Source organism: Blastococcus saxobsidens (assembly GCF_002938435.1).
GTDB classification, from domain to species: Bacteria; Actinomycetota; Actinomycetes; order Mycobacteriales; family Geodermatophilaceae; genus Blastococcus; species Blastococcus saxobsidens.
The window spans coordinates 26,909-50,483 of record NZ_POQT01000033.1; the positions used below are offsets into that span (position 1 = coordinate 26,909).

At 74.2% G+C, this 23,575-nt stretch carries 28 protein-coding genes; 23 read left to right on the forward strand and 5 right to left on the reverse strand.

Translation table 11 applies throughout. The features are described 5' to 3' along the window. Positions 1-181 precede the first annotated feature (181 nt). Positions 182-1,117, forward strand: a complete 936-nt coding sequence (locus tag C5507_RS17300) for an NADP-dependent oxidoreductase (RefSeq protein WP_104529753.1) — start codon at positions 182-184, stop codon at positions 1,115-1,117. Between the two features lie 83 nt (positions 1,118-1,200). Beyond that, positions 1,201-5,547, forward strand: coding sequence for a type VII secretion EssC family protein (locus C5507_RS17305; RefSeq protein ID WP_104529754.1), 4,347 nt, complete (start codon positions 1,201-1,203; stop codon positions 5,545-5,547). A gap of 104 nt (positions 5,548-5,651) precedes the next feature. On the opposite strand, the gene C5507_RS17310 is transcribed toward C5507_RS17305, so the two are convergent. Then, positions 5,652-5,948: a WXG100 family type VII secretion target gene (locus C5507_RS17310; RefSeq protein WP_104529755.1), complete on the reverse strand. Its 297-nt coding sequence runs from the start codon at positions 5,946-5,948 to the stop codon at positions 5,652-5,654. Between the two features lie 231 nt (positions 5,949-6,179). Here C5507_RS17310 and C5507_RS17315 point away from each other — a divergent pair, with 231 nt between their 5' ends. Further along, entirely contained in the window at positions 6,180-6,491 is a 312-nt protein-coding gene (locus tag C5507_RS17315; protein ID WP_104529756.1) for an EthD family reductase, read from the forward strand. Between the two features lie 2 nt (positions 6,492-6,493). Further along, on the forward strand, positions 6,494-8,032 hold the full coding sequence (locus C5507_RS17320) for an acetolactate synthase large subunit (RefSeq protein ID WP_104529757.1): 1,539 nt from the start codon (positions 6,494-6,496) through the stop codon (positions 8,030-8,032). Between the two features lie 53 nt (positions 8,033-8,085). Here C5507_RS17320 and C5507_RS22720 read toward each other — a convergent pair whose 3' ends face one another. After that, complete coding sequence (locus C5507_RS22720) at positions 8,086-8,223, reverse strand: hypothetical protein (protein WP_165400413.1); 138 nt, start codon at positions 8,221-8,223, stop codon at positions 8,086-8,088. Positions 8,224-8,490: 267 nt separating this feature from the next. On the opposite strand from C5507_RS22720, the gene C5507_RS17325 reads away from it, so the two are divergent. After that, a complete protein-coding gene (locus tag C5507_RS17325; RefSeq protein ID WP_130504115.1) occupies positions 8,491-8,733 on the forward strand; it encodes a hypothetical protein in 243 nt (80 codons plus the stop codon). 38 nt (positions 8,734-8,771) lie between these two features. On the opposite strand, the gene C5507_RS17330 is transcribed toward C5507_RS17325, so the two are convergent. Together C5507_RS17330 and C5507_RS17335 are read right to left on the reverse strand one after the other, a co-directional pair. Then, entirely contained in the window at positions 8,772-9,920 is a 1,149-nt protein-coding gene (locus C5507_RS17330) for an RNA polymerase sigma factor (protein WP_242610902.1), read from the reverse strand. A gap of 4 nt (positions 9,921-9,924) precedes the next feature. After that, the gene (locus C5507_RS17335; RefSeq protein WP_104529759.1) at positions 9,925-10,332 is read right to left on the reverse strand and encodes a YciI family protein; all 408 of its coding nucleotides are present in this window, start codon (positions 10,330-10,332) and stop codon (positions 9,925-9,927) included. A 266-nt stretch (positions 10,333-10,598) separates the two neighbouring features. Here C5507_RS17335 and C5507_RS17345 point away from each other — a divergent pair, with 266 nt between their 5' ends. The 8 genes from C5507_RS17345 (at position 10,599) to C5507_RS17380 (ending at position 17,920) form a co-directional block, all read left to right on the forward strand. Then, positions 10,599-11,819, forward strand: a complete 1,221-nt coding sequence (locus C5507_RS17345) for a TadA family conjugal transfer-associated ATPase (RefSeq protein ID WP_242610903.1) — start codon at positions 10,599-10,601, stop codon at positions 11,817-11,819. 13 nt (positions 11,820-11,832) lie between these two features. Next, the gene (locus tag C5507_RS17350; RefSeq protein ID WP_104529761.1) at positions 11,833-12,696 is read left to right on the forward strand and encodes a type II secretion system F family protein; all 864 of its coding nucleotides are present in this window, start codon (positions 11,833-11,835) and stop codon (positions 12,694-12,696) included. After that, positions 12,693-13,568, forward strand: a complete 876-nt coding sequence (locus tag C5507_RS17355; protein ID WP_104529762.1) for a type II secretion system F family protein — start codon at positions 12,693-12,695, stop codon at positions 13,566-13,568. The genes C5507_RS17350 and C5507_RS17355 overlap by 4 nt, the downstream gene beginning before the upstream one ends. Before the next feature lie 9 nt (positions 13,569-13,577). Then, on the forward strand, positions 13,578-14,981 hold the full coding sequence (locus C5507_RS17360; protein WP_104529763.1) for a recombinase family protein: 1,404 nt from the start codon (positions 13,578-13,580) through the stop codon (positions 14,979-14,981). A 165-nt stretch (positions 14,982-15,146) separates the two neighbouring features. Further along, positions 15,147-15,362: a hypothetical protein gene (locus tag C5507_RS17365; protein ID WP_104529764.1), complete on the forward strand. Its 216-nt coding sequence runs from the start codon at positions 15,147-15,149 to the stop codon at positions 15,360-15,362. Between the two features lie 98 nt (positions 15,363-15,460). Then, the gene (locus C5507_RS17370; RefSeq protein WP_104529765.1) at positions 15,461-15,835 is read left to right on the forward strand and encodes a hypothetical protein; all 375 of its coding nucleotides are present in this window, start codon (positions 15,461-15,463) and stop codon (positions 15,833-15,835) included. After that, entirely contained in the window at positions 15,832-16,968 is a 1,137-nt protein-coding gene (locus tag C5507_RS17375; RefSeq protein WP_104529766.1) for an AAA family ATPase, read from the forward strand. The genes C5507_RS17370 and C5507_RS17375 overlap by 4 nt, the downstream gene beginning before the upstream one ends. Before the next feature lie 280 nt (positions 16,969-17,248). Next, positions 17,249-17,920: a recombinase family protein gene (locus C5507_RS17380; protein ID WP_104529767.1), complete on the forward strand. Its 672-nt coding sequence runs from the start codon at positions 17,249-17,251 to the stop codon at positions 17,918-17,920. Here C5507_RS17380 and C5507_RS22445 read toward each other — a convergent pair. Continuing rightward, the gene (locus C5507_RS22445; RefSeq protein ID WP_130504116.1) at positions 17,913-18,113 is read right to left on the reverse strand and encodes a hypothetical protein; all 201 of its coding nucleotides are present in this window, start codon (positions 18,111-18,113) and stop codon (positions 17,913-17,915) included. The genes C5507_RS17380 and C5507_RS22445 overlap by 8 nt on opposite strands. A 38-nt stretch (positions 18,114-18,151) precedes the next feature. Between C5507_RS22445 and C5507_RS17385 the strand changes: the two genes are divergently transcribed. The 10 genes from C5507_RS17385 to C5507_RS17425 all read left to right on the forward strand — a co-directional run. Then, complete coding sequence (locus C5507_RS17385; RefSeq protein WP_104529768.1) at positions 18,152-18,355, forward strand: hypothetical protein; 204 nt, start codon at positions 18,152-18,154, stop codon at positions 18,353-18,355. After that, complete coding sequence (locus C5507_RS22895; protein WP_207225618.1) at positions 18,352-19,119, forward strand: RusA family crossover junction endodeoxyribonuclease; 768 nt, start codon at positions 18,352-18,354, stop codon at positions 19,117-19,119. The genes C5507_RS17385 and C5507_RS22895 overlap by 4 nt, the downstream gene beginning before the upstream one ends. Beyond that, a complete protein-coding gene (locus tag C5507_RS23360) occupies positions 19,116-19,661 on the forward strand; it encodes a hypothetical protein (protein ID WP_104529769.1) in 546 nt (181 codons plus the stop codon). The genes C5507_RS22895 and C5507_RS23360 overlap by 4 nt, the downstream gene beginning before the upstream one ends. Next, complete coding sequence (locus C5507_RS17400) at positions 19,658-21,184, forward strand: terminase large subunit domain-containing protein (protein WP_104529770.1); 1,527 nt, start codon at positions 19,658-19,660, stop codon at positions 21,182-21,184. The genes C5507_RS23360 and C5507_RS17400 overlap by 4 nt, the downstream gene beginning before the upstream one ends. A gap of 80 nt (positions 21,185-21,264) precedes the next feature. Then, positions 21,265-21,891, forward strand: a complete 627-nt coding sequence (locus C5507_RS17405; RefSeq protein WP_104529771.1) for a hypothetical protein — start codon at positions 21,265-21,267, stop codon at positions 21,889-21,891. A 68-nt stretch (positions 21,892-21,959) separates the two neighbouring features. After that, positions 21,960-22,145: a helix-turn-helix domain-containing protein gene (locus C5507_RS23550; protein WP_130504335.1), complete on the forward strand. Its 186-nt coding sequence runs from the start codon at positions 21,960-21,962 to the stop codon at positions 22,143-22,145. Further along, on the forward strand, positions 22,142-22,855 hold the full coding sequence (locus C5507_RS17410) for a hypothetical protein (RefSeq protein WP_104529772.1): 714 nt from the start codon (positions 22,142-22,144) through the stop codon (positions 22,853-22,855). The genes C5507_RS23550 and C5507_RS17410 overlap by 4 nt, the downstream gene beginning before the upstream one ends. Then, on the forward strand, positions 22,852-23,094 hold the full coding sequence (locus tag C5507_RS17415) for a hypothetical protein (RefSeq protein ID WP_104529773.1): 243 nt from the start codon (positions 22,852-22,854) through the stop codon (positions 23,092-23,094). Before C5507_RS17410 ends, C5507_RS17415 begins: the two co-directional genes overlap by 4 nt. Continuing rightward, positions 23,091-23,390, forward strand: coding sequence for a hypothetical protein (locus C5507_RS17420; protein WP_104529774.1), 300 nt, complete (start codon positions 23,091-23,093; stop codon positions 23,388-23,390). Before C5507_RS17415 ends, C5507_RS17420 begins: the two co-directional genes overlap by 4 nt. Beyond that, positions 23,381-23,575 (forward strand): hypothetical protein (locus C5507_RS17425; RefSeq protein ID WP_158657637.1); only part of this gene is annotated, 195 nt, incomplete at its 3' end. The genes C5507_RS17420 and C5507_RS17425, both read left to right, overlap by 10 nt.

A 23,575-nucleotide genomic window follows, 5' to 3' on the forward strand; every position in this document is an offset into this window, starting at 1 on the left:
CTCTCGGGGGCAGGGGAGGGGTGCCGTGCTCGTGCGGTGCTGATCCCTGCAGCGACCGTGCCGCCGACGTCATTCCCGACACGCGTGCACCGGCCATGCCCGCCGGCGACGACGGGCAGCCGTCCGCGCCGGTCGCCGCCGTCCCGCGCCGCGTCCCCGCCGACCGTGTAGGCAGGTGTCCATGCGCGCTGTCGGAGTGACCGAGTTCGGTGGGCCCGAGGTTCTGCACATCGTCGACGTGGAGCCCGAGCCCCTCGGCCCCGGACAGGTGCGGCTGCGGGTCCAGGCCGCCGCGGTCAGCCCGACCGACACCCACGCGCGCTCCGGTGCCTACGCCGGACGCGACCCGGTCACGACGCCCCCGTGGGTCCCCGGCATGGACGTCGCCGGCGTCGTCACGGAGCTGGGGGAGAGCGTCGGCCACCTCGCCGTGGGCGACCTCGCGATGGGCGTCGTCGTCCCGTTCGGCCCGCACGGCGCCTACCGCGAGGACAAGGTGCTGCCCGGGAACTCCGTCGTGCGCGCGCCGGCGGGCGTCTCCGCCGTGGAGGCGTCGACGCTGCCGATGAACGGGCTCACCGCCCGGTTCTCCCTCGACCTCATGGGCCTGCGGCCCGGCCAGGTGCTCGCGGTGACCGGCGCCGCCGGCGCGTACGGCGGCTACGTGGTCCAGCTGGCCAAGGCCGGCGGGCTCACCGTGGTCGCCGATGCCTCCGAGGCCGACGAGGAGCTGGTGCGCGGGCTCGGGGCCGACGTGGTCGTCCGGCGTGGGGACGACGTCGCCGAGCGGATCCGCGAGCACGTCCCCGAGGGGGTGGACGGGCTGGCCGACGGGTCGGTGCAGGACGAGCTGGTGCTCCCGGCCGTGCGGGACGGGGGAGCGGTGGCCACCGTCCGCGGCTACCGCGGCAACGGTGAGCGCGACCTGCGCGTGTTCCCCACGATGGTGCGCAAGGTCGCCGAGGACCGTGCCGCGCTCGACGCCCTCCGGCAGCTGGTGGAGGACGGCGCGGTGACGCTGCGGGTGGCGCGGACGTTCCCCGCCGAGGAAGCCGCCGAGGCGCACCGCGCGCTCGAGGCGGGCGGCGTGCGAGGGCGGCTGGTCCTCACCTTCTGACCCGCCCGTGCGGGTGTCCCGCGACCGGGTGTTTTCCACAGGCCCGGAGCCGGGGATCGACGATCCCGCCTACGGTCCCGAGCGTGCGGGTCCAGGTGAGCGTCGGCCAGGTCGACGGCACGCTGCTCGACGTCGCCGTCGACGTGGACGACGACCTGCCGGTCGGCCGGGTCGGTGCGGAGCTGGCCCGGGTCGCCGGTGTGCCCGCAGGGGGCGTCTGGCTCGGCGGGGCCCGGCTCGACGACGACCGGCCGGTGGGGGAGAGCCCGCTCGTCGACGGCGTCGTCGTGCAGCTGTCCGAGGGCGCCGCGCTCGCCGCTCCGGCCGGTCCGCCTCCCCGTGGCTGGCAGCTCCGGGTACTCAGCGGCCCCAGCAGCGGCCGGATCGCCGAGCTGCCGATGGGTGACCACGAGCTGGGCCGCAGCAGCGCGTTCGGCTTCGCCGACCGGTCGATGTCCCGGCGGCACGCCCTCCTGCGGGTCGGCGCCGACGGCGCGACGCTGCGCGATCTCGGCTCGGCCAACGGCACCTTCCTCGAGGGCGAGCCGGTGTCCGAGCACGACGACGGCGTCGAGGTGGCGCCCGGCCGGATCGTGCGGCTGGGCGACACCCAGCTGGTCATCGGACCGGCCGTGGTCGCCGACGCCGCCATCGAGCCGTCGGGCCCGGGCTCCCGGGCGTTCGTGCGGGCGCCCCGGCTGCTGCCGTCCACCCGTGAGGCCAGGATCCAGCTCCCGCAGGAACCCCGGGCGAGGGAACCCCGCCGGTTCCCGCTGGTCATGATCCTGGCGCCGCTGGTCATCGGCATCGTGCTGGCGATCGTCCTGCGCTCGCCGCTCTACCTCGTGTTCGCCGTCGCCAGCCCGGTCATGATGATCAGCAACACGATCGCCGACCGGAAGCAGAGCGCCCGGGAGGAGCGCCGCGCCCGCGAGGAGTACGAGCAGGAACTCGCCCGGGCGCTGGAGCGGATCGATTCGGCAGTCGCCGAGGAGACGGTGCGCCGCCGCGAGGGCCACCCCGACCCCGCCACCGCGGTCCTCACCGCGGTGCTGCCCGGCCGGCGGCTGTGGGAGCGTCGCCGCACCGACCCCGACGCCCTCGACCTGCGCCTGGGTGCCGCGGACCTGCCCGCCCGCGTCGTGGTCACCGACCGGTCCGGCAGCGACGAGCCGCCGGAGCAGCGCACCGTGCGTGCGGTGCCGGTCGTGGTCCCGCTGCGCGACGCGGGCGTCGTCGGCCTGGCCGGGCCGGCCGAACAGCTGGCCGGCCTGCTGCGCTGGGTCGTCCTGCAGCTGGCGGTGAACCACCCGCCGAGGGACCTCGCCCTCACCGTCCTGGCCCCGCGCGGGCGCGCGGACTGGAACTGGGTGCGCTGGTTGCCGCACACCCGTCCGGCCGACGGCGAGGGTCCGGTGGCCTTCGCGGGCAACGACCCCGAGACGGTGACCGCCCGCGTGGCCGAGCTGACCGCGTTGATCAAGGCCCGCCGGGACGCCACGGCGTCGGGCGGCGGCCGGCTCCAGCCGGAGTCCTTCCCGGCGCACGTGCTGGTGGTCCACGGCTTCCGGCCGCTGCGCGCCACCCCCGGCCTGGCCCAGGTGCTGGAGGACGGCCCGGCGGTCGGGGTCTACGCGGTGTGCGCGGACGAGGAGGAGCGGTTCCTGCCGGAGGCGGCCACCGCGACGGCGGTGTTCGACGCGGCCGAGGAGAACGAGCTGCTCGTCCGCCGCAGCGGGCACGACCCGGTCCCGGCCGTGCTGGCCGAGCCGGTGGCCGCCGAGCTGGCCGAGACGGCGGCCCGGGCGCTGGCGCCGCTGCGGGACGTCAGCCTGGCCGACGACGACGCCGTCCTGCCCGACAGCGTGCGGTTGCTCGACGTCCTGGGCCTGGAGCCGCCCACCGTCGACGGCATCCGTGCGCGCTGGCAGCTGGAGGGGCGCACCACCCGGCTCGTGGTCGGGTCGGGGCTGCACGGTCCGTTCAGCCTCGACCTGCGCACGGACGGCCCGCACGGGCTGATCGCCGGTACCACCGGCGCCGGGAAGTCCGAGCTGCTGCAGACGATGATCGCGTCGCTGGCCGTGGCGAACCGGCCGGACGCGCTGAACTTCGTGCTGGTCGACTACAAGGGCGGCAGCGCGTTCAAGGACTGCGTGCACCTGCCGCACACCGTCGGCATGGTCACCGACCTCGACGCCCACCTCGTCGAGCGGGCGCTGACCTCGCTGGGCGCCGAGCTGAGGTACCGCGAGCACCGGCTGGCGCGCGCGGGCGTCAAGGACATCGACGACTACATCGACCTGCAGGCCCGCGAGCCCGGGCGCCCGTCGCTGCCGCGGCTGCTCATCGTCATCGACGAGTTCGCCTCGATGGCGCGCGAGCTGCCCGACTTCGTTCCCGGCCTGGTCGACATCGCCCAGCGCGGCCGCTCGCTGGGCATCCACCTGGTCCTGGCCACCCAGCGGCCCAGCGGCGTGGTCTCCCCGGAGATCCGCGCCAACACCAACCTGCGCATCTCGCTGCGGGTCACCGACGGCGCGGACAGCAGCGACGTGCTCGACGCCCCGGAGGCCGCGCGCATCCCGAAGTCCGCGCCCGGCCGTGGTTTCGCCCGGCTCGGGCACGGCGCGCTGGTGCCGTTCCAGGCCGGCCGGATCGGGGGCCGCCGGCCGGGGCAGGGCGCGGTCGCCGCGGCGGTGCCGTTCGTGGTCCCGCTGGGCTGGCACCAGGTGGGCTACCCGGCTCCGCAGAAGCCGGCGACGGCGACCCGCCGGTCCGACGTCGAGATCACCGACCTGTCGGTGCTGGTCGAGGCGGTGCGGGGGGCATCGGTGGCCGAGGAGCTGCCGGCGCAGCGCAGCCCCTGGCTGGAGGCGCTGCCCGCCCGCGTGCTGGTGGGCGACCTCGAGGCGGCGGCCCGGCTGCCCTACGGGCTGCAGGACCTGCCCGCTCTGCAGGAGCGGCGGGTGGCGGCCTTCGACCCGGCGACCGACGGGCACCTGCTGGTCATCGGCTCGCCGAAGAGCGGCCGGTCGCAGCTCCTGCGCACGCTGGCCGGCTCGGTGGGTTCCCGCTGCTCGACCAGCGACGTCCACCTGTACGCGCTGGACTGCGGCAACGGTGCGCTGCTGCCGCTGGCCGACCTCCCGCAGTGCGGGGCGGTGGTTGCCCGCACGCAGACGGAGCGCGCGGTGCGGCTGCTCGACCGGCTCGCGCGGGAGATGGGGCGCCGGCAGCAGGTGCTGGCCGAGGGCGGCTTCGGCGACATCGCCGAGCAGCGCCGGTCGGCACCGACGGAGCAGCGGCTGCCGTACGTGCTGCTGCTCCTCGACCGCTGGGAGGGCTTCACCCCGACGCTCGGCGACGTCGACGGGGGCCGGCTCACCGACATCCTCATGAGCATCGTGCGGGAGGGCGCCTCGGTCGGGATCTCGGTGGTGATGACCGGGGACCGCTCGCTCGGCACCGCCCGGCTGTCGTCGCTCACCGACAACAAGCTGGTCCTGCGGCTGGCCGACCGGGGTGACTACCCGCTCGTCGGCGTCCCCGCGAAGCAGGTGCCCGGGGTGCTGCCGCCCGGCCGCGGGGTCACCGTCGACGGCGTGGTGGAGACGCAGGTGGCGCTGCTGGCGCAAGACGAGTCGGGGCAGGGGCAGGCGGCCGCGATCGCCGAGATCGCCAAGGCCGCGCACGTGCGCGACGCGCTGGTGCCGCGCTCGGCCCGGCCGTTCCGGGTCGACGTGCTGCCCTCGCGCCTTCCCTTCGAGGCGGCCTGGGAGATGCGCCCGGCGGACGCAGGGCCGGGCTTCGCGCTGGTCGGCGTCGGCGGCGACGAGCTGGAGGCCGCCGGTCCCGACCTGGTGGAGCGGGGGTCGGCCTTCGTGGTCGCCGGTCCGGCCCGCTCCGGCAAGAGCACGGTGCTCGCGGTCATGGCCCAGTCGCTGCTGCGCCAGGGCACCTCGGTCGTCGTCTGCGCGCCGAAGGCGTCGCCGCTGCGGGCGCTCGCCGGGCGCGAGGGGGTGCTGGCCGTCATCGAGGAGTCCGCCACCCCGGCCGACCGGTGGAGGGAACTCCTCGCCGCCGAGCCCGGCCGGCCGCTGGTGCTGCTGCTCGACGACGGCGACGTGCTGCGCGACTGCCCGGCGGCGGAGGTGTTCCGCGAGGTCGTGAAGGGCTACGCGGGACCGGGACGGAGCCTCGTGCTGGCCGGCAACGCCGACAGCATCTGCACCGGCCTGTCCGGGTGGCAGGTGGACGCGAAGAGGGCGCGGCAGGGCGTGCTGCTCTCCCCGCAGGGCAGCACCGACGGCGACCTGATCGGCGTCCGCCTGCCGCGCAGCGCCGTCGGCGGGCCGGTGCAGCCCGGGCGCGGGTGGCTGCACCTGGGTGACGGTGCCCTGCTCACCGTCACCGTCCCGACGCCCTGATCGGCCGCCCGCCCCCCAGGGGGTCCGTGGCGTGACCAAGGCCCGGCACGGACGACGAAGGCCGCCTCGCGGGGAGCGAGGCGGCCTTCACCGGGTGCGGGAGGTCAGCGGCCGAGCGCGCCGGCCAGCTGGGTGTCGGCGTCGCGGAAGGTGGCGGCGGCCTGGTTCAGGTACTGGGCCATGCCGTCGAGGCCGGCGATCATGTTGCGGGCGCCGGTGGTGAACTCGTCGTAGGACGCCTGGAAGCTGCGGCTGGAGGCGTCGGTGACGTAGCCGTCGGCCACGAGCTGGTCGACCAGGCCCTTGAGCTGACCGAGCATGCCGTCGATCTCGGTGCGCCCGTTGACCAGTCGGCCGGCCGCGTCCTCCATCTGCTGGTAGGTGACGTTGACGTTCGCCATGAGGAGTCCAATCTGGAGTCTGGGTGCTCCGGGTACCGGCGGAGCGATGTGTCCGGGAACGTAACAACGGTTTCCCGCCGTCCAGCCGCTTCGCGGGGGTTATCCACAGCCTGGATCCAGGCGATTCCGCGCCGCCGCGAGGTCCGCGGTCCGGCCGGAGTCGCGCGGCCGGTCGATGACCGGTTGGCTGGTCGCCGGGTGGGCGCCGGATCCGCCGGAACGGAGCGCTCCATGGTGCACAGGCTCGTCGTCAGCTACGGCCCGCCGGAGGACCCGGCGGCATTCGACGCGCATTACCGCGACGTGCACGCGCCCCTGGCGCGGCGGATGCCCGGGCTGGTGCGGTTCACGATCGGGCACCCCAGCGCGATGGACCCCTCCCAGCCGGCGCCCTACCTCGTCGCCGAGCTGGACTTCGACTCAGAGGAGGCCATGGGGGCGGCCTTCGGCTCGCCGGAGGGGCAGGCCGCGGCGGCCGACGTCCCGGGGTTCGCCACCGGTGGCGCCACCATGACGCACTTCGACGTGCAGACGCTGACCTGACCATGAACGGCGCACAGGCACTGATCCGGACCCTCGTCGGCGCGGGCGTCGACGTCTGCTTCGCCAACCCGGGCACCTCGGAGATGCACTTCGTCGCCGCGCTGGACGACGTCCCGCAGATGCGCGGCGTGCTGACCCTCTTCGAGGGCGTGGCCACCGGCGCGGCCGACGGCTACGCGCGCATGGCCGGGCGCCCGGCGGCGACGCTGCTGCACCTCGGCCCCGGCCTGGGCAACGGCCTGGCCAACCTGCACAACGCCCGCCGTGGCAAGGCCCCGCTGCTCAACGTCGTCGGCGACCACGCGCGCTCGCACAAGCGGCTGGACGCGCCGCTGGAGTCCGACATCGACGCCGTCGCCGGCACCGTGTCCACCTGGGTGCGCCGGTCGCTGTCCCCGGCCGACGTCGCCGCCGACGCGGCCGAGGCCGTCGCCGCGATCGCCACCGGTGGCATCGCCACGCTGATCCTCCCGGCCGACGTCTGCTGGGAGGACGGGGCCGAGGTCGCCGACGCGCAGCCGGTGCGGCCGGTGCCGCACGTGGCCCCGTCGGTCGTGGACGACGTCGCCGCCGTCGTGCGCGGCGGCGAGGACGTCGTCCTCTTCCTGGGCGGGGACCTGATGACCGCCCAGGGGCAGCTGGCCGCGGCCCAGGTCGCCGCCGGGACGGGTGCGCGGCTGGTGGTCGAGACCTTCCCGGCCCGCACCGCGCGCGGAGCCGGGCTGCCCGACCTGCACCGGCTGCCGTACCCGCCGGAGATGGCGATGGCCGCGCTCGCCGGCACCAGGCACCTGGTCCTGGCCGGCACCACCGCACCGGTGCACTTCTTCGGCTATCCCGGCGTCCCCGGCCACCCGGTGCCGGAGGACTGCACGGTGCACGTGCTCAGCCGGCCGGGGGAGGACGGCGTGGCGGCGATGCGGGCGCTGGCCGAGGCGGTGGCGCCGGACGCGAAGCCCGACGTCGCGGAGTTCGAGCGCCCCGAGCTGCCGACCGGGCCGCTGGACCCGCGCACGATGGCGGCGGTGGTGGGCGCTCTGCTGCCGGAGGACGCGATCGTCGTCGACGAGGCCCTGACCTCCGGCGTCGGGCTGACCGAGCTGACCTCGACCGGCCCCCGGCACGACTGGCTGTCCCTCACCGGCGGGGCGATCGGCGACGGGCTGCCCATGGCGCTCGGCGCCGCGGTGGCCTGCCCGGACCGGCCGGTGATCGGCATCCAGGCCGACGGCAGCGCGATGTACACCATCTCGGCGCTGTGGAGCTACGCCCGCGAGCAGGCCGACATCACCACGATCATCTGCGACAACGGCTCGTACGCGATCCTCGAGCACGAGCTGCAGAAGGTGGGCGCGGCCTCCGACGGCGAGCGGGCCCGCAAGCTCCTGGACCTGGGCGGCCCGGGGCTGGACTTCGTGTCGATCGCTCAGGGCATGGGCGTCCCGGCCACCCGCGCGACGACGGCCGAGGAGCTGGCCGACCAGCTGCGCGCGGCGCTGGCCGAACCCGGCCCGCACCTGATCGACGCCGTCCTGCGCTGAACCGGGGAACCGGGTGCGGGCTCGTCGCCCGCTCCCCGGTCAGGCCGGGGGCCTCAGTGCTTCTTGCCGTGCGTCAGGTTCTCCATCTGCGACGTGGTGTCCGCCTTGGCCTTGCGGTCGATCCGCTTCTCCTTGATCGACTTCCCGCTGGCCTTCTTGGTCATGGACTGCTTCGGGGACTTGTCACCCATGGTGCGCGCTCCCTCATCGGGAGCCTGAACGGCTCCGTGCGGCGGACGGTACGCCTGTCGCCGAGTGCCCGGTGGCTTCCGCGCGGGCGCGCCGGACCGGCCGGCCTCGCGGCGGTGCAGGTTCTCCGTGACCCGACGGCAGCGCACGGGGTCGTCCGCCTCTGGTCCGCGGCGGGCGGCGGGGACCAGGATCGGGGCGGGTCCTCCCAGGATCCGGTCCGGGGCGCCGGACGACGCCCGCGACGGACCCGGCACGTGGAGTGGGTCATGAGCGTCACCAAGCAGCGCCCGACGTCCGCCCTCCGGCACGGCGCCCACGAGCGCCCCGCTCGAGGTGGACCCCCGGCCGCCGAGCGTGCCGAGCGACGAGCCCGCCGGCCGGCGCTGAACCCTGCGTCCGACGTCCGGACGTGGCTGATCGCCCTGGGGGTGATCGCGGTCGTGCTGCTCGCCTTCATCGGCATGGTGGCGCTCACCGCTCTGGCCGGCGGGGACACCTTCCTCAGCTGACCCCGGGCAACCGCCCGGCGCGCTGCTCCGGTGGCCGGTCACGTCCGGGGCCCGGCGTTGAGGCGGGCCGCCTGCCGGGTGAGGTGGTCGCGCTCGGCCAGGTTGTCCGCTGCCCGGGCCGCGTCGGCGTAGAGCCGTGCCGCGGTCGCCCGGTTCCCGTCGCGCTCGTGCAGGTAGGCGGCGACGGCGGTGTAGCGGGGCAGGGCGGCGTCGAGCTCGGCCAGGGCGGCCAGACCGGCCCGCGGGCCGTCGGCCTCGCCGACCGCGACGGCCCGGTTGAGGCGGGCGACCGGGTTGCCGGTGAGCCGGACCAGCTCGTCGTACCACTCGACGATCTGCACCCAGTCGGTCTCCTCGGCCGTGCGCGCGTCGGCGTGCAGGGCCGCGATGGCGGCCTGGGCCTGATACCCGCCCAGGCGGTCGCGGCGGAGCGCGGCCTGGAGGACGTCGACCCCTTCGGCGATCAGGCCGGTGTCCCACAGCGAGCGGTCCTGCTCGGCGAGGGGCACGAGACTGCCGTCGGGGCGCGTCCGTGCCGGGCGGCGCGCGGAGTGCAGCAGCATGAGGGCGAGCAGCCCGGCCACCTCCTCGTCGTCGGTGCGCGCTGCCAGCTGACGGGTGAGCCGGATCGCCTCGGCGGCCAGGTCGACGTCGCCGGAGTAGCCCTCGTTGAAGACGAGGTACAGCACGTGCAGCACCGTCGCCAGGTCGCCGGGGTCGGAGAAGCGGACGCCGGACAGGGTCCGCTTGGCGCGGCTGATGCGCTGCGCCATGGTCGCCTCCGGAACGAGGTAGGCCTGGGCGATCTGGCGCGTGGTCAGGCCGCCGACCGCGCGCAGCGTGAGCGCGACCGCCGACGCCGGCGACAGCGACGGGTGCGCGCACAGGAAGTAGAGCTGGAGCGTGTCGTCCACGTCGGGAGCCGGTCCGGGTGCCGGCTCGTCGTCGACCCGCTCCTCACGCCGTCGCCGGGAGGTGTCGGCGCGGACGGCGTCGAGGTACCGGCGCCAGGCCACGGTGACCAGCCAGCCCTGCGGGTCGCGCGGCGGGTCCTCCGGCCACACGCGAACGGCCTCCACCAGCGCCTCCTGGACGGCGTCCTCGGCCGCCGCGAAGCCGGCTCCGCGGCGGCCGAGGATCCCGATGACCGTGGGGATGAGCGCCCGCAGCCGAGCCTCGTCCACCACGGCGTCACTCCGTGATCGTCGACGGCTCGCCGTAGAGCGGGCGCACCTCGAGCCACTCGTGGATCGGCGCACCGCCCGCGCCGGGGGCGGCGGACAGCTCGCCGGCCAGTTCGATCGCCCGGTCCTGGCTGTCCACGTCGATGATCATCCAGCCGGCGATCAGGTCCTTGGTCTCGGCGAACGGGCCGTCGGTGACCGGGGGCCGCCCCTGGCCGTCGGAGCGGACCCACATGCCCTTCTCGGAGAGCGCCTGCTCGCCGACGAACTCGCCGGTGCCCCGGAGCCGATCGGCGAAGTCCCGCATGTACTGGACGTGCGCGTCCACCTCCTCTGGCGTCCAGCGGGCCATCGGCACGTCGTTGACCGCCGTCGGTGCGCCTCGGTAGTGCTTGAGCAGCAGGTACTTGGCCATGGGGTTCTCCTCGGTGCGGGCGGCCCATTGTGGCCGCGTCCACCCCGGGGACGGAGCCGCTTCCTCGTTCTCGACATCGGCCGGGAGATCTTTCCGAGGACCGCGTCGGGGCACGGGTGGCGCGACCCGGAACCGGCTCCGGTGTTCACCCGCGCGGGTGGAGGTGGGCCCCCGGTTGTCCACAGAACCCGTGAACGGCGGCCCGCGGACTGCAACGTTTCCTTACAGTCCGGTCGGTTGATCAACGGGCTCGACGGGGGATGGGCGTGCCGACTGCACTGGATGTCGTGGACGGCGAGGTCCGCGAGCTGATCCGGCGTCGTGGGCTGGACCCGTTCACCGACCCCGGCCCGGTCCGGCTGCTCGTGCGCGACGTCGTCGCCGACTACTCCGAGCGCTCGCTGACCTCGGCACTGCCCCCGATCGGCGACGTGGAGTCCGTCGTCCGCGACGTGCTGGACCGGGTCGCCGGCTTCGGCCCGCTGCAGCGCTACCTCGACGACCCCGAGATCGAGGAGATCTGGGTCAACGAGCCCGGCCGGGTGTTCGTCGCCCGGCGGGGCCGCAGCGAGCTGACGACGACGATCCTCGCGCCCGGTGAGCTGGCCGACCTGGTCGAGCGGATGCTGCGCACCTCGGGTCGCCGTATCGACATGTCGACCCCGTTCGTCGACGCGATGATGCCCGACGGCTCGCGCCTGCACGTGGTGATCCCGGACATCACCCGGCGGCACATGGCGGTCAACATCCGGAAGTTCGTGCTGCAGGCGCACAGCCTCGACGAACTCGTGTCGCTGGGCACCCTCACCGGTCAGGCGGCCCGCTTCCTGGAGGCCGCGGTCGCCTCCGGTCTCAACATCCTCGTCTCCGGCGGCACCCAGGCCGGGAAGACGACGCTGCTCAACTGCCTCTGCGCCGCCGTCCCCGCCCGGGAGCGGGTGATCACCTGCGAGGAGGTCTTCGAGCTGCGGGTGCCGCTGCCCGACGTCGTCTCGATGCAGACCCGCCAGCCCAACCTCGAGGGCGCCGGTGAGATCCCGCTGCGCCGGCTGGTGAAGGAGGCGCTGCGCATGCGGCCCTCCCGCATCGTGGTGGGGGAGGTGCGCCAGGAGGAGTGCCTGGACCTGCTGATCGCGCTGAACTCCGGGCTGCCGGGCATGTGCACGCTGCACGCCAACAGCGCCCGCGAGGCCGTGGTGAAGATGTGCACCCTGCCGCTGCTGGCCGGGGAGAACATCGGGACGTCGTTCGTCGTGCCCACGGTCGCCTCCAGCGTCGACCTGGTGGTGCACGCCGCCACCGACGCCGAGGGCCGCCGGCGGGTGCGGGAGATCGTCGCGCTGCCCGGCCGGGCGGAGGACGGCGTCGTCGAGACCGCCGACGTGTTCACCACCCGTGACGGCCGGCTGGTGCGCGCCGACGGCTACCCGCCGCACGCCGAGCGGTTCGCGGCCGCCGGCTTCGACCTGCCGGCCCTGCTGGCATGACCGGGCAGTCGAGATGACGGAGTCCGGCGCCGTCCTCGGGCTGCTGCTCGGGGTGGGCCTGCTGCTGGTCTGGCGCAGCGGGTCGCGGGCACCGAAGCGGCGCACCGACCCCCGCCGTCCGGGCCGGCGCCAGCAGCTGCTCGCCGCCGCCGGCCTCACCGGCATCAACGGCGCCCAGCTGCTGGCCCTGCAGTTCGGCGCCGGGCTGCTCGCGACCGTCGTCGTCCTGCTCAGCACCGCCGCGATCACCGTCAGCCTGGCCTTCGGGCTGTTCGGCTTCCTGCTGCCGTACATGCAGGTGCGCCGGCTGGCCGGCAAGCGCCGGGCCGACCTGCGCGAGGTGTGGCCCGAGGTCGTCGACAACCTGGCCTCCGCGGTCCGCGCCGGGCTGTCGCTGCCGGAGGCGCTGGGCGCGCTGTCCACGCGCGGCCCCGAGGTGTTGCGCCCGCCGTTCGCCCGCTTCGCCGCCGAGTACCGCTCCAGCGGCCGGTTCAGCGCGGCGCTCGACCGGCTCAAGGGCGACCTGGCCGACCCGGTGGGCGACCGCATCGTGGAGACGCTGCGGGTGGCCCGCGAGGTCGGTGGCAGCGACCTGGGCCGCGTGCTGCGGACGCTGTCGACGTTCCTCCGGGAGGACGCCCGCGCCCGCGCCGAGCTGGAGACGCGGCAGGGCTGGGTCGTGCAGGCCGCCCGGCTGGCGATCGCCGCGCCGTGGATCGTCCTGCTGCTGCTGGCCACCCAGTCCACGACGCTGGCCGCCTACGACTCGGCGCTGGGGACGGCGATCCTCGTCGGCGGCGGTGCGGTGTGCCTGGTGGCCTACCGGCTGATGCTGCGGATCGGGCGGCTGCCCGAGGACGTGCGGGTGCTCCGATGAGCGCCGGCATGGTGGGGATGCTCCTCGGACTGGCCGCGGCGACCGGCCTGCTGCTCGTGCTCGGCTACGCGCCGCCGTTCCGCTCGGTCCGCCTGGTCGACCGGATCGCCCCCTACGTCCACGACACCCCGCCGCCGTCCCGGCTGCTGGGCACGGCGACCGAGCCGGGGCTGCTGACCGCCGCGCGGCGGATCGCCGGCCCCTCCATCGGCAACGGCGCCCGGATCGTCGACCGCTTCCTCGGTGGGCGGGCGGCCGTGCGCCGTCGGCTGGACGCGCTCGGCGGCGAGCTGACCGTCGAGGACTTCCGCATCGAGCAGGTGGTGTGGGGCGGGCTGGGCCTGCTCGCCGCGGCCGTCGTCGCCACCGTGGGCTCGCTCCTCGCGGGCGACCTGAACGTCCTCTCCGCCGGGCTGCTCTGCGTGGCCGGCCTGGTCGGCGGCGTCCTCGGGCGTGACTGGTGGCTGACCCAGCAGGTCGACCGGCGCGAGGAGCTGCTGCTCGCCGAGTTCCCGGTCGTGGCCGAGCTGCTGGCGCTGGCGGTGACGGCGGGGGAGGGCCCCACCGCGGCCATCGCCCGGGTTGCCCGGCTGTCCGGAGGCGAGCTGGCGCGCGAGCTCGGCGCCGCACTCGGCCGTGCCCGTGCCGGCGTCCCGCTGGTCGACGCGCTGCAGCAGGTGGCCGACCGGACGTCGCTGGACCCGCTGGCCCGCTTCATCGACGGCCTGCTCGTGGCCATCGAGCGCGGCACCCCGCTGGCCGAGGTGCTGCGCGCCCAGGCCGCGGACGTCCGGGAGGCCGGCAAGCGCCGGCTGCTCGAGGCCGGCGGGCGGAAGGAGATCGCCATGATGGTCGCGGTTGTCAACCGCTAACCTTTCGGCATGTCGAGTCGCGCCATCGTCTACGCCCGCCAGTCCTTGGACCGCGGTGGCGAGGGTGCAGCGGTAGAGCGACAGATCGAGGACTGCCGGCGCCTGGCCGAGCAGCGCGGCTGGGACGTGATCGACACGATCGTCGACAACGACCTGTCCGCCAGTACCGGGAAGCCTCGACCGGGCTACGAGCGGCTGCTGGAGGCGATGCGCGCCCGCGCCGTGGACGTCGTGGTCGTGTGGGCCGTCGACCGACTCACGCGGCGCCTGGTGGACCTCGAGGTGGTCATCTCCCTGTGCGAGTCCACCGGGGTCCGCCTGGCCACGGTGACCGGTGATCTGGACCTCGGCACCGACACCGGGCGGATGCTCGCCCGCATCCTCGCCTCCGTCGCCCGCGGGGAGGTGGAGCGGAAGGGGGCGCGGCAGCGGCGGGCCAATGAGCAGCGCGCGGCCGCGGGTCACATGGGTTGGACGCGGCGCCCGTTCGGCTACGACCGGTCGAATGGCGGGGTGGTCGTGGTCGAACCGGAGGCCGCCGGGCTGAAGGCCGCCGCGGAGACCGTGCTCGCCGGCGGCACGCTGGCGTCCGCCGTTCGAGCTCTCGACGGGCAGGGGCTGACCACCACGGCGGGCCAGCGGTGGAACGTCACCAGCCTGCGCCGCGCGCTGCTGAACCCGCGGTACGCCGGCCGGGTCACCTACAACGGCGCCGACGTCGCCACCGGGTCGTGGCCGGTCATCCTGGACGCGGCGACGCAGGAGCGGCTGGCCGAGGTGCTGCGCGACGTCCGCCGCCGGGTTCAGCAGGGCACCGCGCTGCGCTACCTGCTCTCGGGGCTGGCCCGGTGTGGTCGCTGCGACGGGATCATGTTCGCCACCCCGATGAAGAACCGCGGCACCCCGTACATGGGCTATCGCTGCCCGGCCTGCTACCTGTCCCGCCGCCTGGACCTCGTCGACGGCGTGGTGGAGGCGGTGGTGCTCGGCAGGCTGGCCCGGCCGGACGCCGCGGACCTGCTCGCCCCGGCCGAGGACGTCGCCGCCCTGCGCGCGGAGGTCGCCACGCTGCACCAGCGCCGCGACGACCTGGCCGACCTGCTGGCCGACGGGCTGCTGTCCGCCCAGGTGGTGCGGGACCGGTCCGGGGAGCTCACGCGGCTCATCCGGGGCCTGCAGGACCGGATCGACTCCGCGCTCGGGGACTCCCCGGCGTCGCAGCTGGTCACCGCCGACGACGTCGAAGCCGCCTGGGAGGGGATGGGCGTGCGCGACCGGCGGTCCGTGATCGACATGCTGATGACCGTGACGATCCTGCCGGCGGGGAAGGGGCGCCCGTTCGACCCGGAGCAGGTGCGCATCGAGTGGCGGGGCGGCGTGTCGTCACGTACGGCTGACACGTCACCCATGTAACGTGCCGCTGTACGTCGATCCCGCGATCGGCGTCGACACCAAGCGGACGGGCCGCACAACCCGGGGCGGTCAGCGCGGGCACCGTCAGGGGAAGAACTCGGTGACACCCAGCACCGGCCAGTACAGCCCTGAGAGGGCTCGCTGGCTGCTGCCTGGGAGAGTCCCGTGCCAGCTACGTCCCCGTCCGAGCGTGCCCGCGAGAGCTGGGCCCGCACCCCTGATCGAGCTGCCCGCCTGGCGCCGGCACTCACCGCCCGCAAGGTGTACGCCGCCGAGCGGTACATCCAGCGGCTGATCGACTCCGCGCCGCCGCTGTCCGATGAGCAGCGCGCCCGCCTGGCCGCCCTCCTCGCCCCGACCAACACCGGGTCGGCAGCGTGAGCGCGCAGAAGGGGCGGCCCGCCACAGGCCGCCCCTTCCCGGAGTCTGTCGCCCCTCAGCGCCCGAACCCCTACATCCAGCGTAGGGGACGCGGTGGCTTGGCTACCGGCTACACGCCTGCCCCGCTGCAGCTGTGGCCGGCGCCCAGCCGCGAGGCCGCCTCCGTCCCGGAGGCGCTGCGTCGGCGACGTGAGGCTGCCCGGCGCCTGCCTGCGCTGGTCGACGGCCGCCGGGACCCGATCGCACCCCGGCGCGCGCAGGTCGTGCTCGAGGTGGAGGTGGGTCGGCGTACCGCCTGGTTCTACGGGCTCACCCGCCGCCAGTTCATCGCCCTGTGCCGCCGCGCCGGCGTCACCCGGTGGATGGAGGACACCCGCACGTTCTGCGTGCACATCGAGGACTCGGCGGAGATGCTCGCCGTGGCCGACCACGGGCTGCGGTGGCGGACCGTCGTCACGGCGGTGGACCGATGACCGCGGCCCCTCGGCTGGTCGGTCCGGATGAGGCCGTGCCCCCACCGGACCACCCGCCCGACGAGACCCCCGCAGGCCACCGCCGAAAGCTCACGCTGACCGCGGCCTCCGGGGTGCGCCTGCGCGCCGTCCGGTGGCTGTGGGACGGCCGCCTGCCCCTCGGCTCGCTGGCGCTGCTCGGCGGGCGGGAGGGCATCGGCAAGTCGACGGCCGCCTACACGCTGGCCGCGGACCTCACCCGCGGCCAGCTCGACGGCCACCACAAGGGCAACCCCCGGGCGGTCGTTGTCTGCGCCACCGAGGACTCCTGGGGCCACACCATCGCCCCTCGGCTGCTCGCGGCCGGCGCCGACCTGGACCAGGTGTTCCGGGTGGACGTCACCACCAGTGAGGGCATCGCCGGCGGGCTGTCCCTGCCGGCCGATGTGACCGCGCTCGAGCGGGAGATACGGGCGGTGGGTGCTGCATTGCTGCTGCTCGACCCGCTCATGTCCCGCCTCGACGCGGCCCTCGACACGCACAAGGACTCCGAGGTGCGGCAGGCGCTGGAGCCGCTCACAGCCCTGGCCGACCGGACCGGGGCCACCGTCCTCGGCCTGATCCACGTCAACAAGGGGCGCACCAGCGACCCACTGAGCTCCCTCATGGGCAGCCGGGCGTTCGCCGCGGTCGCCCGGTCGGTGCTCTACGTCATCGCGGACCAGGACGACCCGGGGCTGCGGCTCCTCGGCCTGGCGAAGAACAACCTCGGCCGCGGGGACCTGCCCACGCTGCGGTTCCGCATCGAGTCCGCCCACGTCGCCGACACCCCCGAAGGGGCCGTGTGGACCGGCCGCCTCACCTGGTCGGGAGAAGACCCCCGGTCGCTCGCCGCCGTCCTCGAAGACAGCCACGACACCAGCGACAACCGCACCGCCACCACCGACGCCGGCGCCTGGCTCCTCGGCTACCTCGCCGACAACGGCGGCACCGCCCCCTCCGCCGACATCAAGACCGCCGGCGCCAAGAACGGCCACAGCTACGACGCCCTCAAGCGCGCCCGCACCCGCAACGGCATCCAGTCCACCAACGTCGGCTTCCCGCGCAGCACCTACTGGTCGCTGCCCGGCACCCAGACAGGAGACACCCCGTGACCCCCAGTCAGAGCACCCAGTCAGAGCACAGTCAGGGGAGAACACTCTCACTGCACTCACTGCTCTCACTGGGCCAGTCGGTGCAGTCAGCGCAGTCGGAGCAGTGCGTGCGCACCCCGCGCGCGACCCACCCACTGAGACAGGAGACGAGGACAGACCCCCGGACGGCCATCCGATCCGTCGTCGGGTCGCTGCTGATCCGCCGGAACCCCCGCGCGCACGGGCTTTGTGAGCCCGGATCACTGTACGGAATACGCCTGTTTACTGTACAGTCGTCGGCATGGCACCCGCTCTGCAGCACCAGCCACCACGGGCCATCGGCTACGTCCGGGTCTCGACCGACGAGCAGGTCAGCAGCGGCCTGGGCCTCGCAGCCCAGCGCGCCGCGATCGAGGCGGAGGCCGGCCGCCGGGGCTGGGACCTCGACGTCCTCGCCGACGAGGGGCTGTCGGCGAAGGACCTCAACCGCCCTGCCCTCACCGCTGCCCTCGACCGTCTCGACCGCCGGCAGGCCGACGTCCTGGTCGTCGCCAAGCTCGACCGGCTCTCCCGCTCCGTCGGCGACTTCGGTGCCCTGCTCGACCGGGCTGCCCGCCGTGGCTGGTCCGTGGTCTGCCTCGACCTGGGGGTGGACACCACGACACCGGTCGGCGAGTTCACCGCGAACGTCGTCGTGTCCGCGGCGCAGTACGAACGGCGGCTCATCGGCCAGCGCACCCGTGACGCGCTCGCAGCGGCCAGGGCCAGGGGTACCCGTCTCGGTCGCCCGCAGGCGCTCAGCGGCGACGTGGTGGCCCGCGTCGTGGGGATGCGTCGGGACGGTGCCAGCTTCCGGGCCATCGCCGAGCGGCTGCAGGCCGACGGGGTGCCCACGGCTCGGGGTGGTGCCACCTGGCACGCGTCCACGGTCAAGGCGGTGTGCGAGTCCCAGGCGGCTGCTGGGGTCAGCTGACGACCTGCGCCTGTTCGCAGGCCGGGCAGCGGTTGGCGGTTCTGCTCCACGAGGTTCGCACTTCGCGGGCTCCGCTGATCGGTTCGCCGCACATGGTCTCCTGGTCTCCGTCCTCGACGAGGTGTCGGACGACCGCGCCGTCCACGAGGCTGGGGACGGGCGCGTGGTGGGGTCGTTCGATGACGGTGGGCATGACGCTCAGCCTGCCCTGTCTGCCGCTGGTGGTGTGGCATGAGCGCCCGGTGTCCGGACGCGGTGCCGCTGGCCTGGCAGGTGCTGCTGGGGGAGGCGTTCCGGCGCTGCGCTGACGCTGGCTACGGGCGGGTGGAGCAGCGCCCTGACGGCGGCAGGCTGTTCGAGGCGTTCCCCGGCCTGGAGGATGCGGCGGCTGACTTCATCGAGCTGGCGTTGTTCGGCGACGGCGGTGCGCGGTGACCGGGGCCGAAAGCTTCCCGGCGCCGGGAACCGTGGTCGCAGGGGTGCCCACTGAACGGGTACCCCTGCCCTTGGCGGGTTGCCGGCTGGCGGGCGGTGGCCTGGTGTTCTCGGCGTTCGGGAAGCCTGCGCCGCAGGGGTCGATCCGGTCGCTGGGGCGGGGGCGTCCGTCGGTGCATGGGAACGCTGCCCGGTTGTTGCCGTGGCGGGAGTCGGTGAAGGCGGCTGCTGTGGCGGCGATGGGTTCTGTCGCTGCTGGTGACGGAATCTCGGAGGGGCCCCACACCGTGGACCCCCTTTCTCCCGGCGGCGGGAAGAAGGGTGTCGGTACTGCCGACACCCTTGGCGGCGCGGGGTCGGAGCCGTCTCCGACCCATGTGCGTGACGCCGCGGAGATGGTGCGACTGGAGTCCTCGAAGGCCTTCAGTGGACTGACCGACGTCGTGTCGGCCAGTTCATCGCTGAGTGGCGGCCCGTCACTCAGTGGCTGGTCCCGTCTCGAGGGTCCGGTGTCGGTGGCGGTGGTGTTCACGTTCGATCGGCCGAAGTCGGCGCCGAAGTCGCGGCGGGTGTGGCCGGTCACCCGGTCGTCGGGGGACGTGGACAAGCTGCTGCGGGCGGTGCTCGATGCCCTTGTCGACGCGGGGGTGATGCGCGACGACTCGCAGGTGGTGCGCCTGACGGCGTCGAAGGTGCATGTCGGTGATCCGTGGGCGCTGCACATCCCGGGGGCGTGCGTGACGGTGCGGGCGGTGGGGTCGTGAGCGGCCCGGAGGGTTGGGTGCCGGAGTTCCCCGGTCAACGGCCGCCGTTCGATGGTCCGCCGGGGAACACGCTCGCGCTGCAGCATGGGGCGTACAGCCCGCGGAAGGTGGACCCGCTGGCCGCGGAGCTCCGGGCGGCGGTGCTCGCCGACGTGTCGACCGACTATCTGCGGGCCCCGCGATACGCGCCGGCGCTGTGGGCGTGGGCGCGGGCGGAGGCCCAGGTGCAGCTGCTCACCGAGTACCTGGCGCGGGCCGGGGAGGAGACGGCGGACGGGGTGGGGGACCTGGAGCAGGACCGGGTGCGGTCGGCGTACCTGCTGCTCCACCGGGCGGAGGCGCGGGCCCTGTCGGGGCGGCGGGCCCTGGGCCTGGACCCGCTGGCCGCTGCCCGGCTGGGCCGGGACCGGGCGGCCACCGAGGTGGACGTGGCGCGGGTGATGGCCGAGATGGATCGGCGGGAACGGGAGGCGCGGGAGCGGGACGCGCAGCACGTGGACGGGCAGGTCGTCGATGACGACGAGGACGAGGAGAGCATGTGACGCTGACAGTGACCGAGATCGATCGGGCCCGGCAGGACCCGGCGGTGTTCGCCGACGTGCTGCTCGGGGAGCCGCTGTGGGATCACCAGCGGGAGGTGCTGGCGTCCCCGGCCCGGATTCGAAGCGTGCTGGCCGGAAGGCAGGTCGGTAAGAGCCGCACGCTGGCGGTGGCGGCGCTGCACGAGGCGTTCCGCCAGTCGGGCCGGCGGGTGCTGATCCTGTCGGCGGGTGAGGAGGCGGCGAAGCGGCTGCTGGCGGAGATCGCGGCCCTGGCGGCGTCTCCGCTGCTCCGCGGGTCGCTGGTGGACGAGGGCAAGTCGCTGGTCACCCTGTCGAACGGGTCCACGATCCTGTCGGTGCCGGCGTCGGAGAAGCAGATCCGCGGGCACAGCGTCGACCTCCTCGTGCTCGACGAAGCGTGCCAGATCGCGGAGGAGATCTGGACGGCCGCCCGGTGGACGATCATCGCCCGCCCCGGGTCGCGCATCCTGATGGCCTCCACCCCGTACGGGCGGCAGGACCGGTTCTTCGCCGTGACGTGGCGGGCCGGGGAGAAGCGGCTGCTGCACCGGCCGGCGGAGGGCCACGAGTCGTGGCGGTGGCCCTCCACCATGTCGCCGCTGGTGGATCAGACGCTGCTGGACATGTGGCGGTCGAACGCGGTGTCGGACCGGGAGTGGCGGCAGGAGGTCCTCGCCGAGTGGGTGGACGAGGCCGGCTCCTACTTCCCGACCGCGGAGCTCGAGGCGGTCACCGCCGACTACCAGCTGATCGACCCGGCGACCGCGGACGGTGACCTGGTCGTCGGCGGGGTGGACTTCGGCTTCGCGCAGGACGCCAACGCCCTGGCGCTGGTGGGCGCCCTGGAGGACGGCGACCTCAACACCGACCTTCACCCGCACGGCTGGGTGTACTTCGTGGCGTGGGTGGAGGAGAACTTCGCCATGCCCTACTCGCAGTTCGCGCGCAGGATCATCGACCACGGCGACCACGACCCCAGCGTGTGGAAGTACCGGCCGGGGTTCACCATGCGGCACGTGCTGGCCGAGCTGAACGGCCCCGGCACGCCGGTGGTGCAGTCGATGCGGGAGATGGCGGCCGAGCGATGGGGGTACCCGCGGGCCATCGTCGGGGTGAACACGACGGCTGCCTACAAGGAGAACGCGTTCGCCCAGCTCCGCCTGCTGATCCAGCAGGGAAGGCTGCTGCTGCCGAAGTCGCAGACGGGGCTGCTGCGGCAGTTGAACAACCTGGAGTTCGAGACGCGGGACTCCGGTCACCTGAAGATCGCCGTCCCGGAGCGGCTCGGGCACGACGACCTGGCGCTCAGCCTGGCCCAGGCCATGGCCGCGGTGAAGCCGCGGGCCAGGCGCTGGCAGGACCGGCCGTCCGGCCAGCCCCGGTCCGAAGGTGAGGTGATGGAGACGTTGTCCGGGACGCGCATCCACGCCCGCCCGCGGTGCGTGCACGACACCCGCGCCTTCACCGCCCCGCGGGGAGGGGACGGCCGTGACGAGTTCTGATCCCCGCGGCGTGACGCAACCGTTACGAGACAGGGGCGTCTCTTCGTGGTGAGCTGCACGAAACCGAACCCGGAGGAACCATGCGCTTCAAGTCATCTCTGCCCGTCCTCGTTTCCGCAGTGCTGGTGCTGGCCGGCTGTGGCAGCTCGGTCTCCGAGGACTCGTCCGCCGGCCCTGAGCTCCCCGACGTGCAGACCGAGGAGGAGGCGAACGCCAGCGCGGACGCCGAGGCGGAGGCCGGGCAGCCGGAGCGCAACGAGCGCGGCAACATCGTGAAGGCCATCGGCGAGGAGGGTGGCTTGACCGGTCCGGACGGTGACCCGGTCCTAACCTTCGCGGTGGACTCGATCACCCCGGATGTGCAGTGCACTGAGGACTACGCGTCTCCGCCGGAGAACGGACACCTCACTGCGGTGCAACTGCGGGTCGCTACGGCGCCAGGTGTGAGCGCAGAGGACCTAGGGTTCCTCTCCGTCAGCGCCTACGACTGGAACTTCATCGGCGCTGACGGTGTGACCGTCACCAACCTCGACACGATCGCCACGTACAGCTGTCTGGCCCAAGGTGCGCTGTTCCCCTCCGACACCCTCCGCCCGGGGTCGCAGTACGCCGGCACTCTGCTGCTGGACCTGCCGGCGCCCAGCGGGACGCTCGTCTACAGCCCCTCGTCCGTCTACGACGGGTCGGGCTGGGAGTGGCAGTTCTAGCCGCTGGCCCCACCACGGTCGCGTACGCACGACCGGGCTGACACCGCGGGCCTGACGCTGGGCACGTGATGGCGGATGAGGTGGCGCCCCTTCTCGGGGTGACGCCAGATGCGGTGCGGAAGCGTGCCCGACGGGGCCAGCTGCCAGGTGCGGTCCGCCGGGGTCGGGACTGGGACATCCCGGCCTCGGCGGTCGCCGCCGCTCTCGCCCGCCGGTCACAGCCGACCGCCAGCGAGAGGACCGCCGTCGCATGACCGCCACCGAGACCGCCGCCGAGACGTGGATCGACGGCGACGAGCGGCTCCGCGCCCAGGAGGCGCTCGAGTACCAGGAGATCCAGCAGGAGGCCGAGAAGGCCGAAGCCCAGTACGACGCCCTGTACCGGGAGCTGCTGCACGGCAGCGGCCAGGTGGACCCGCTGGAGCTGGAGCGGGCCACCTCCCGCAAGCACATGGCCCAGGTGCGGTTGATGGGCATCCAGAACCGGCAGCGGGTGCGCCGCAACGAGGCAACCGTGGCGCACATGCCGGTCGTCGCCGACCGGGCGCGCGCCGTCGCCGCCACCCTGGACGGTGACGACAGCCGCCTGGAGCGTGCCCGCCGCAAGCTGGCCGCCGCCGTCGCCGAGCTGCGCGAAGTGGCCGACGAGCACAACGCCGCCCTCACCGACCTGTTCGCCGACGCGGCGGGCACCTTCACCGTCGGTGTCGCCCGAACCGTCGACGGCCGGGAGGTCATCGAGTCCCAGCGGGTCCACGAGGAGGTGGCCGGCGTCCGGGTGCGCTGGGACGGCATCGTCAACAACGCCGGCGGCCGGGTCGCCGCGGTCATCATCGACGGCACGAGCCTCGAGCCGCTGGCCGTGGACCGCATGGTCCTCGGCGAGGTCGCCGACGTGCTGCCCCGAGACATCAGGGAATCGGCGCAGCGGCTGCTGCGGCCGTCTGGGATGTTCGGCGCATGAGCCGGGCGTTCACCCGGGCGGAGCTGGACGCGATGGGCCCGCAGGAGCTCGCCGACAACGCTGACGCGATCACCGCGTGGGCCGCCGCCGGCGCCGTCGACGGGCAGGCACCCCCGGACATCAAGCGCCCCGACGGGCACGTCTTCACCCGCGAGGAGCTGTCCACGCTGACCGTGGCCGAGTTCGACGCCAACGCCGACGCCATCCACCGCCAGCTCGCAGCAGGGACGATCCGGTGATCGTGCGCGCCGGCGGGCTGACGCTGCGCGCCCCCGACACCATGCCGGCGGCCGCCCGCAGCCACGTGGAGGCGCTACGGGCACTCGCCGCCGAATCGCTGGTGGTCAGCGGTGACACCGACATGGCCGCTGCCGCGCCGCACATCGCCGCCGTGGAGATTGCGGCTTTCGGTCGCCGCCACGCCAGCCGACTCCGCCGCTGCGGCGCCCAGGCCCGGCTGTCCGCCTCCGGTCAGCTGCTGAAGGGCTGGGGGCAGGCGGTCACGACCTGGAGGGGGGTCCCGACATGTCACTGACCGTGGCTGAGCTCAAGGCCGTCTACTCGGTGGACGAGCGGCCCTTGGACCGGTCCCTGGGTGGGCTGGGCAGCAAGGTGAGCGGGGCAGTGAAGGGCGCAGTCGGCGCTGCAGCTGGCCTGTTCGCGTTCTCCCAGATCAGCGCGGGCTTCTTCAGCCTGACCGGCGCCGCCTCCGATCTGCAG

Excerpts from the sequence above, each read along its gene's own strand:
- C5507_RS17325 (WP_130504115.1), top strand. The coding sequence starts at position 8,491 with ATGAGCGTCACCAAGCAGCGCCCGACGTCCGCCCTCCGGCACGGCGCC.
- C5507_RS23550 (WP_130504335.1), top strand. The coding sequence starts at position 21,960 with ATGGCGGATGAGGTGGCGCCCCTTCTCGGGGTGACGCCAGATGCGGTG.
- C5507_RS17410 (WP_104529772.1), top strand. The coding sequence starts at position 22,142 with ATGACCGCCACCGAGACCGCCGCCGAGACGTGGATCGACGGCGACGAG.
- C5507_RS17385 (WP_104529768.1), top strand. The coding sequence starts at position 18,152 with ATGAGCGCCCGGTGTCCGGACGCGGTGCCGCTGGCCTGGCAGGTGCTG.
- C5507_RS17405 (WP_104529771.1), top strand. The coding sequence starts at position 21,265 with ATGCGCTTCAAGTCATCTCTGCCCGTCCTCGTTTCCGCAGTGCTGGTG.
- C5507_RS22720 (WP_165400413.1), bottom strand. The coding sequence starts at position 8,223 with ATGGGTGACAAGTCCCCGAAGCAGTCCATGACCAAGAAGGCCAGCGGG.
- C5507_RS17360 (WP_104529763.1), top strand. The coding sequence starts at position 13,578 with ATGTCGAGTCGCGCCATCGTCTACGCCCGCCAGTCCTTGGACCGCGGT.
- C5507_RS17335 (WP_104529759.1), bottom strand. The coding sequence starts at position 10,332 with ATGGCCAAGTACCTGCTGCTCAAGCACTACCGAGGCGCACCGACGGCG.
- C5507_RS17300 (WP_104529753.1), top strand. The coding sequence starts at position 182 with ATGCGCGCTGTCGGAGTGACCGAGTTCGGTGGGCCCGAGGTTCTGCAC.
- C5507_RS17315 (WP_104529756.1), top strand. The coding sequence starts at position 6,180 with ATGGTGCACAGGCTCGTCGTCAGCTACGGCCCGCCGGAGGACCCGGCG.
- C5507_RS17310 (WP_104529755.1), bottom strand. The coding sequence starts at position 5,948 with ATGGCGAACGTCAACGTCACCTACCAGCAGATGGAGGACGCGGCCGGC.
- C5507_RS17350 (WP_104529761.1), top strand. The coding sequence starts at position 11,833 with ATGACGGAGTCCGGCGCCGTCCTCGGGCTGCTGCTCGGGGTGGGCCTG.
- C5507_RS17415 (WP_104529773.1), top strand. The coding sequence starts at position 22,852 with ATGAGCCGGGCGTTCACCCGGGCGGAGCTGGACGCGATGGGCCCGCAG.
- C5507_RS17320 (WP_104529757.1), top strand. The coding sequence starts at position 6,494 with ATGAACGGCGCACAGGCACTGATCCGGACCCTCGTCGGCGCGGGCGTC.
- C5507_RS17355 (WP_104529762.1), top strand. The coding sequence starts at position 12,693 with ATGAGCGCCGGCATGGTGGGGATGCTCCTCGGACTGGCCGCGGCGACC.
- C5507_RS22445 (WP_130504116.1), bottom strand. The coding sequence starts at position 18,113 with ATGCCCACCGTCATCGAACGACCCCACCACGCGCCCGTCCCCAGCCTC.
- C5507_RS17380 (WP_104529767.1), top strand. The coding sequence starts at position 17,249 with ATGGCACCCGCTCTGCAGCACCAGCCACCACGGGCCATCGGCTACGTC.
- C5507_RS17375 (WP_104529766.1), top strand. The coding sequence starts at position 15,832 with ATGACCGCGGCCCCTCGGCTGGTCGGTCCGGATGAGGCCGTGCCCCCA.